Genomic DNA, 8233 nt, shown 5'->3' with positions numbered 1-8233 from the left:
CCCATTTGTAAAATTACCAACAGTTTCCATGAGACTGTTGAGAGGAGGCAGGAGCACTTCACCAATGGTGATCCCTAAAGCCACAATACGGTTTTGCAACAGTTCAAATTGCCGCATGGCACCGGTTGCTTGTTTGTCGGCTTCTTGCTCTACCGAACCTTTAAAGACTTGAGGATCTTTCACATAATCTAAAGCTTGCCCTAACAATTGGGGGTTCCCCACCAATTTGGCAAAATCACCGGTAAAATCCCGCCCTGCAATAGCAATCAGAGAGCGCATTCCCTGTTCCGATTTGCCCAACACATTAAAAAAGCGCACCAAAGTACCGGTAGCATCTTTCTCCAGATCTTCCATAAATTTTTCGCGGGAAAGACCGATATTGGTAAAGGCATCTTCAATATGTTTGCCTCCTGCTTGAATGCGCGCACTCATCGTATTAAAACCACGCGCCGCACTCTCTGGTACAATCCCAGCAGAAATCATCGCTGTACCAAATGCCGCGGTTTCGCGCGCTGTCAGTTTAAACATAGTGGCTGCACCGGTGGCACGATTGGTAAAATCAGACACCTCACTGGCCTTTGCTGCCATGTGGTTAGAGAGATGGTTGATCGCATCCCCTAAATCTTCAATACCTGTTTGATTAAGCTTAAAGACATTGCGTAATTTGGCAAAGCGCTCCCCAATCTCATCCCCGCTCATATCAAAAGCAACGGCCGCTTTGGCCGCATAAATGCTAAAAGCCTCGAGATCTTGTTCACCAATGCCTGCTTGGCTAGCACTGGTCATCAATTCTAAGACTTCACGGGCTGCCAAAGGGATCTTTGTGGAGGTTTCCAAAGCAAAACGGCGCAATTCCTTTAAACGATCAAGGGGGGCATCTAGAACCTTTTCCAAGCCCTTCATCGATTGGTCAAATTGCATGGCTTTATAAAGAGGGGCAATTAGGGTTGCGGTTTGCGCAATCGCCCCCACCATGCGCCCACGCGCATGGATAAAAGCATTTTCTGCATTGGCTGTGGCTTCCTTAAGATGCTCAGGGTCAAACCACCCTTTAAAATGTTTTCGTGTCTGGTTTTGGAAATGCGCAACATCTAAACTAAAGGCTCTTAAGTCTCGCTTGGCAGAAGCGATCCCCTCTTGCAGATGATTAACAAAACGCACAACAAGAGAAACATCCATGATTGCATCTTATCCTAACATTTGGCTTTCATATTCTTGAGCTTTAAGGCGCGCGAGTTCTTCTCGATAAGCAATCACATCAAGCCAATCCATCTGGTTAATCTCTGAAGGCGCCCAGTGATAATAAAGGGCTAGTTCTGCTCCAAATTGTCTGGCAGAGAGGATTGGCGTGTGGGAAAAAAAGCAAAAAATGCCTTCAACACTGCCATAATATCGATAACATCAAGACGATTAATGAGTTCAACAGATTCATGAGACATATCGGCTAAAAGCACAGCTATTCCTTCCATMGCCTCATGGGTAAGCAATGCCTCACAAACTTTAAGAATGAGCACATCATTGCTCAATATTGTTTTATCCTCTTCTAAGCCAGGCAGAACAAGCTTTGCCAACTGCGGTCCAATCAACACGGCTAATTGGCGTGCTTGCTTGAAGTTTGGGCGATAAAAGGTCAATTTGTGTCGTGTCAATTCTTTGCCATCCTTGTCTTGATAAACAAGGGGAACCTGCAATTCCACCTCAACACTTGTTTGTAAACTTGTCATGATCAATTCCTATAAATTGAGAATAGAGCGGCGCCGTTCACCGATCTCTTGTCCATTGCGCACAAGCCAACCACCTCGTTTAAAGGAAAAGCGGTGCAAAACAGAACCATCCCAAAATTCCGTATAGTCCCAAATATTTTTGATCTCGCAATCATAGCCTGTGGCCTTTCCAGCCGTTAAGCCTTCGCTATCCACCTTAACCAAGCGCCCTGTCACATCAATGGAATGTTCATGCTCGCGTCCGTCTTCTTCAGACACCACATGTTTTTTGCCGGTAAATTTATGACGAAGACCAGGAGGACCACCAAAGATACCAATCACTTCAGGGGTGTGGCTGCGGATTTTCATTTGCAAATTTAATGCTTTGACACCAAGACCGCTCACATCAATTTGCATATCAGAGCCCCCTGGTTGATAGGTTTCGGTGATTTCTTCTAACGTAGGCAATTTGAGGGTTTCAAGATCAAGATGGAGATTGACATCATCATCAACAATCAGGGTATACCCGCGAACAATTCTTAAAGTCATATGTCACTCCTTGCTGCTTTGCGATAACCCTCTAGCGTATCACCAAAGGCATATGTCATTTTCTTTTGGATATCTTGCGCCAGCCGATTAAAGTAAGCACCATTGCGCCGGCTGCCAAAGCTTAAATCTTCTAGAGGGGGCACTTCTTCTGCATCAAATTCCACCCGCAACTTGCCCAGTTGTAAATTGCTGTTTGAATTTAAATCACGATCAAACCAAACCCGCCCACCAAGCAGTGCACCGCGCGCAATCATATCATCAAGAAAGCTGGTCAAAGAGCGGGTAATGGCAATAACATGTTGACCGGTGAGATTCTCGTCATTAGCCCAAGGGCGTAAATTGTTAATGATGGTTTTTTCCAGTGCTGCGCGGGTGCGTACCACATTGACAAAACGCCAGAGTGGATCACTGGAGGTGGTATGGTTGCCCCATAAAATACGTCCATTAGCAGCTATTTGTCCCTGCCCATTTTGACTAAGACGCGCGGGAATAAAGGTCGCAATATCGGCTTTATTGAGACGGTTTGCCTCATGATCAATTTCCCCATCAAAGTAGCTAATGGGGCGTGCTGTCCCTAAAATACCATGCACATCTTGGTTGGAGGGAGACCAAAAAACACCGCCCCTTTGCTTGTCACGTTTGATAAACATGGCGGCGGCAAAAGGACTTGCGGGTTTTATACTCACACCTCCCTCACGATTTGCCACCCGTACAAAGGGATCAATCAGATAACAAAAGCGTGAGGAAAAATCTGCACGATAGGCAAGGCTTTCTTGCGTATTTTTACCCCCCGTATCAAACACGGCAATGGCTTGTAGCTTTTCAGCAACCTGTTCTAAAGCGTCTGCTAGCGGGTTTTTGCCATTATCAAGGCGCCCTGCACTATAAGCCGGTGCTAAGAGAATCCCAGGTTCCACACCCAAATGTCCCCGTGCATGAGCCAAGGCATGCACACCCGTCAAGTGAGTATTGGATCCCACCATTTCAGCTTGTGTTTCAGCAATGGTTGACTTTTCCTCCACCCGCACAAGGATCACTTGTGCCTCAATCCCTTGCGCACGCACGGCATCAATCACATCAAGGGCTGTGCCCCGTGTCCCAAGCTTTTGGATTTTGTCTGTCTCATGGGTGAAGACCAACACGGGCTCGTTAAGGGGATAAATTTGTGCATCCGCATCAGGGGCTGTAACAACCGCCCCAAGGGCAGTTTGGCTAAACATCTCTAAGGGTCGAGATGCTTGACCATCCTCAATGAGGCGGATACCATGATTAAATTCTATTGCCATTTTGCTCTCCAAATCAATGAAGAGACCATAACAACAAGAGCTCCCTTTCATAAGTCTGACACTGTCAGTCAAAAAGCCCTTTAAAAGGGCTTTGAAAGATCTTCAAAGGGGACTTTAAAGAAAGAAAATCATACAAGCTCGCTTATACAACAAACAACCATTTGAATTGTGCTCTCTTTGGTTATGTAATTAATCTTTCCACAATCTTATAAGGACAGCACCATCAGCTCCAGCACCGCTGTAATACCCATCCAAGTTAGAACCAGCACCGCCACCCCCAAAACCACGCCCTGCTTTTCCTGAACCGTAGGAAGCTTGTCCCGTTTCTCCACCACCACCCTTTGATGTATCGCCCCCAGCATCACCTCCATTGCCACTCATTTCTCCATCAATTCCACTTGTCCCAGCATAACCATTTCCGCCTTTAGCAAGTCCTGGATGTTCGTCTGTTGCCCAACCAAAGTTTCCACCTGTACCTCCAGCACCACCAGAACCTGAGTAATGGTATGATGGGCCGGAATAATAAGCGTTACCACCACCCTTTCCTCCTGTAGCGGTAATAAAATTGTTGCCAACGGTTGTTGTTCCTCCAGAGTTTCCTGTCGCACCGCGCGATGCAACAGAAGTTCCTCCTTTACCAATGATGATATCCTCATGACCGTTTAAACTGGCTTTATAGCCATACCAAACGGAACAACCTCCTCCTCCTCCGCCGCCGCCTCTGCAATAAGACCAAGCAGAACCACCACTACCGCCGCCACCCCATGCTTGGATTTCAACTTTGGTTTTATTCGTCACCCAAGCTGGCCATTGAATTTTCCCGTCTTGCGTATAGAGCAATTCAGCATCAGCAATAATGAGTTTATTAAGCAAATTTTTTTTGATGTTTTTAATTTCCTGCTTGAGAATATCTATTTCTGATTTTGTATAAACAACATCACCATCGACCCTCAAAGGTCCTTTAAGAAAGCTTCCATTTGTGCTTAAACTTGTCACCGTTTCACCATTATGGATAAGATTAAACGGAGAATTTCCTAACAGTTCTAAGCCACCACTCATGGTGACTTTGTTGATAAATTTATTGTAATTTTTCCATTCATTTGGGCTGGCTAAGCGACCATAGCTGGTCAGATCTTGATTGATCTTGGCTCTAAAATCATCAAGCCCTACGATATCTTCGGTTTTATGTTGGTGCGCGCCTAACAGTGAGACAGCACTCCCAAAGGTAAAATTGTTGTTGCTTGATTTGTAGAGAACATAATTGTTGGCGGCATCTCTTGCCCCCTCGATATCGCTTAAATCAGCAAAAGTGAAGGTTTTATCTGCTGCCATTTTGCCATTGAGAGTGCTTTCTAGATCTGTGATTTCGCTTATGGTATGCGTGTGGTGTAAAGGCGCCTTTTCGTCTATTTTTTCCTCAACAGCTACAAGCGCTTGATCAAGTTTATTGAGGTTTTCACGCAAGATGGGGAATTCAGAACTGATAAAACGCCCCTCTTGTGGCAATTCCATGTCGAGTTTTTTGGTTTTTGTCATCTCTCATTTTCCCCTCATAATATGCCAGCGCCAAAATCTCTCACCATGGACCGCGCGGATGGTCCACCAGTAAGGGTCAATTTTAAGCGTGCTTGTTTGGCTGTTTTGTCACCACTGACAAATTTGCGCTCTGTCCAAAGTGGTTCAGCAAGTTGTTCTGTTTCATCGAGTTTTAAAGGGACAAACGCCCCATTATCCTGTTGCATCTCCAGTGAAAAGGTTGCACCACCCGGTAAAAAAGTTTTGATATAGCTGGTTAGTCTCGCCTTTTCCCCAAAGGCAAAAGCACGCGTAACATAGGTAGCTTCCTTATGGATCTTTCCTGCAATCAATTGAATGGGGGCAAATAACACCGGTGAGAGTTTCTCTGTGCCTTTCAGAATGGCGCGAAGCTTGACCTTTTCACGGATATATTCGGTCAGGCTTAACAATTGAAAGGGCAACAGTTGGTAAACCGTGCCATTGTTCCTTTCAATTTCAAAGATGACAGAACACTCACTTGAAGGCAGCTCAACCGCTGCACGCACTTGCAAATCAGAACAATCCACAAGGTCAAATTCACCTAAATCAACCGTCTTTTCTGTTTGCCTGTAGCGGGCAGCGAGCACCCGAAATGCCAAGGCTTCATCTTGATGGGCGCTCCAGCTCTTGGCATTGACCGAGGAAAAACGAGGACCCGTCACATAAGGGTGACTTGAGACATACCTTTGGTTCTCTTTATCAAAATCTCCAAGTTTGGCGAGAGAAACAGAATGATCAGCATCATCGGTTTTAAGCACAAAGGCAGTCAGACGATCATCGGGTACGAGCAAGGGAACATCATAGCATGCGCTAGCCCATCCTTCTTTTGCACCCTTCATGGAATAGGAGGTTTGGGCTTGAATATCAGCGGTAGGATAACCGTTTTCGGTGGTGACCAAATCAATAACAAGGTCATGGTTTTGATTGCCTATTTTACAAAGATGGAAATCCACCCCCGTGATTTGTCGTGTTTCATCGGGGGTAAAGACTTGGGCTTGCGGGTCATAGGCTGTCCATATTTTCACTGTGGTGGTCCGCCGCATCACCTTGACATCAATCACCCCTTGACCAGTAAAAAGCCCCGTGGCGATTGTGCCACCTTTCCCTCGTGCGATAACATTTTTTGTACCGGCGGGAATGTTTGGAGGAATCTTGAAACTCCCTTCAAGAGTGCCTTTGCTATCGGCAACAAGACGGCTGTTGGGCAAGACATTGACACCATCAAAGGTAAGGTTTTCTAAGATTTCGCCACTGCCAAAGCCTTCAATTTTAAAGTTTAGCTTCATTTGCCTTAAAAAATCGATTTGCTCTCGAGTCTCATTGATGAGGTCATCCCGTACTTCCGTGTTACGGATAGCTCTCCCACGGTTCCTGCCCATATTGAGTTGATTGGTCACACTTGAGAGCCAATCGGTGCGCTGTTCATGCCAAAAGTCTGTTGCGGGATTAAGGGTGACTGTTCCAGGCAAGGGCGCAAAATTTTGATAGGGGTTGATCTTTTCGCAAGCCGTTATCAATTCTTGCGCAATGATGACTTCGTTTGTCCAGTCAAGGGTGATGGGTGCGGTCAGGTGAGCGGTGTAAAAGGTTGGATCAATGGCAAGCTGTAAAATGCCATGACCAATAGCCCCTGTTTGGGGAAACCCTTCATCGCGATAACTGTCATCGAGAAAAGGGTCAACAAACATGCCTTTTTTGGCAACGGGCTCTTTAGAGTCAACATTGCTTTTAATACGTTCTAATTGCATGAGGCGATCAAGGGAGAGCACCCGTTGAAAATAACGCCACATCTCATCATAAGGAGCAACACGCGTGCCATCATTGACCACAAGGGGGGTGCTAAGCCAATTGTTGGTAATGGTAGCAAGGGAGAGCACATCATCCGGGACACTGGGTGCCATAGGTTGGTCTGAGGAAACCCCTTTGATATAGACGACATTGCCTTTTGTGTTGAGACCAATACGGTCAATGCGGGGGAGTTTGTAGGTGTAGCTTACAATGATATCACCTCCAATCGCGCCTCCTGAGACGGTGATCTCTTGTGCTGTGACTTTATCCGCTTTTATGCTAGCACGGTATCGATAGGTCACCGTATAGCTGCTTCCTGGTAAAGGTTCATCTCCCACCGGTGCCCAGTCAATAGTGTCTCCGGTTTTTTTGAAATCTGTGCCTTCTTTAAATTCTTTTCCACCTTGAACAATTTTGATAAAGGCGGTGATGCTTTTATCGGGAACACCATCACGCCCAGCAGCAACCGCACCACGGGTTATCGTCACGGTTTTTTCTTTTGTCAACAAAAGAGACTGAACAGCGGCAATGGGTGTGTAATAAGGTTTAAAGGTAAAGCTTGTTTTTCCCTTTGGAGGTATAAAAATATGGGTTTCACTAGGAACGGCACTTGTTGAAAAGTCTTCCACCTCTTCATGGCGCAAAGCAGCCAAGCGTTTGCGTTTGAAACCATTGATATTGGCTTCTCCCTCTTGAATACTGAACACTTGCTTTTGTCCCTCTTGCCCCAAAGCTGTGACACGGCATCCCCCCACGATATAATGTCCATGGGCGCGGTCGTATGTCGCAATGGCTTGCATAGCCGGTTCAAGCAGAGAGGGGGATTTTTGATCAATCAAAACACCATCTTGTAAGATATAGACCGGAAAAAACGTGCCTTGCTGGTCATCATCTTTGAGAGCCCACACAAGCTTTGCGACCTCGCGTGCCGCTCCGGGTTCTCCTTCTGCCAAGGAGCTTGGAACTTGTCCCAACAGTTCTGGATCATCCTCATAGGTCACCCATTTCTTTTGCAACTTGACACCGATTTCCATGCGCCCCATCATGGAAATATTCTCCAAGACAGCATTTGAGACCGGAAAGATATCGCCGGCGATATAAATCTTACCCTCTGTTAAAGTGACCGTTTTTGTGTCTTTGTTGACAAAAGCATCAGCCCGTTCAACGCGGTCCCCTTCTTGTGCCACAAGGCGCCCCAAACGGTCATGACGCCCCCTGATGATGGTTTGCATTTCATTGAGTTCACCACCTTGAAGAAAAGGGCGTCTGCCATAAAACACCACGCTTTGTTGTTCATCTTTGCCTACCGATCTATCAATTGCAAAGGGTAAACCGCTTTCATGTTTCATG

General features: G+C 46.1%; 6 protein-coding genes. All 6 read right to left on the bottom strand.

The window, feature by feature from the left end; translation table 11 throughout:
• Positions 1–1179, bottom strand: a 1179-nt coding sequence (locus CER18_RS07815; protein WP_100129461.1) for a phage tail tape measure protein, incomplete at its 3' end; no start/stop codon positions are given.
• Positions 1180–1310: 131 nt separating this feature from the next.
• Positions 1311–1724, bottom strand: a complete 414-nt coding sequence (locus CER18_RS07810) for a hypothetical protein (RefSeq protein ID WP_100129460.1) — start codon at positions 1722–1724, stop codon at positions 1311–1313.
• Between the two features lie 9 nt (positions 1725–1733).
• Positions 1734–2252 (bottom strand): phage major tail tube protein, encoded by a 519-nt coding sequence (locus CER18_RS07805; protein WP_100129459.1) that lies wholly within the window; start codon positions 2250–2252, stop codon positions 1734–1736.
• The gene (locus CER18_RS07800) at positions 2249–3538 is read right to left on the bottom strand and encodes a phage tail sheath C-terminal domain-containing protein (RefSeq protein ID WP_100129463.1); all 1290 of its coding nucleotides are present in this window, start codon (positions 3536–3538) and stop codon (positions 2249–2251) included. The genes CER18_RS07805 and CER18_RS07800 overlap by 4 nt, the downstream gene beginning before the upstream one ends.
• A 189-nt stretch (positions 3539–3727) precedes the next feature.
• On the bottom strand, positions 3728–5074 hold the full coding sequence (locus CER18_RS07795) for a Bgr_08870 family protein (RefSeq protein ID WP_100129458.1): 1347 nt from the start codon (positions 5072–5074) through the stop codon (positions 3728–3730).
• Between the two features lie 14 nt (positions 5075–5088).
• The gene (locus CER18_RS07790; protein WP_100129457.1) at positions 5089–8232 is read right to left on the bottom strand and encodes a DUF4815 domain-containing protein; all 3144 of its coding nucleotides are present in this window, start codon (positions 8230–8232) and stop codon (positions 5089–5091) included.
• Between the last annotated feature and the right edge of the window lies 1 nt (position 8233).

It is taken from the genome of Bartonella tribocorum (assembly GCF_002777915.1).
GTDB lineage: Bacteria > Pseudomonadota > Alphaproteobacteria > Rhizobiales > Rhizobiaceae > Bartonella > Bartonella tribocorum_A.
This window is presented reverse-complemented; position numbering and strand designations above follow the sequence as displayed.

Coding starts and splice junctions, on each gene's coding strand:
- CER18_RS07805 (WP_100129459.1), bottom strand. CDS start 2,252: ATGACTTTAAGAATTGTTCGCGGGTATACCCTGATTGTTGATGATGAT.
- CER18_RS07800 (WP_100129463.1), bottom strand. CDS start 3,538: ATGGCAATAGAATTTAATCATGGTATCCGCCTCATTGAGGATGGTCAA.
- CER18_RS07795 (WP_100129458.1), bottom strand. CDS start 5,074: ATGACAAAAACCAAAAAACTCGACATGGAATTGCCACAAGAGGGGCGT.
- CER18_RS07790 (WP_100129457.1), bottom strand. CDS start 8,232: ATGAAACATGAAAGCGGTTTACCCTTTGCAATTGATAGATCGGTAGGC.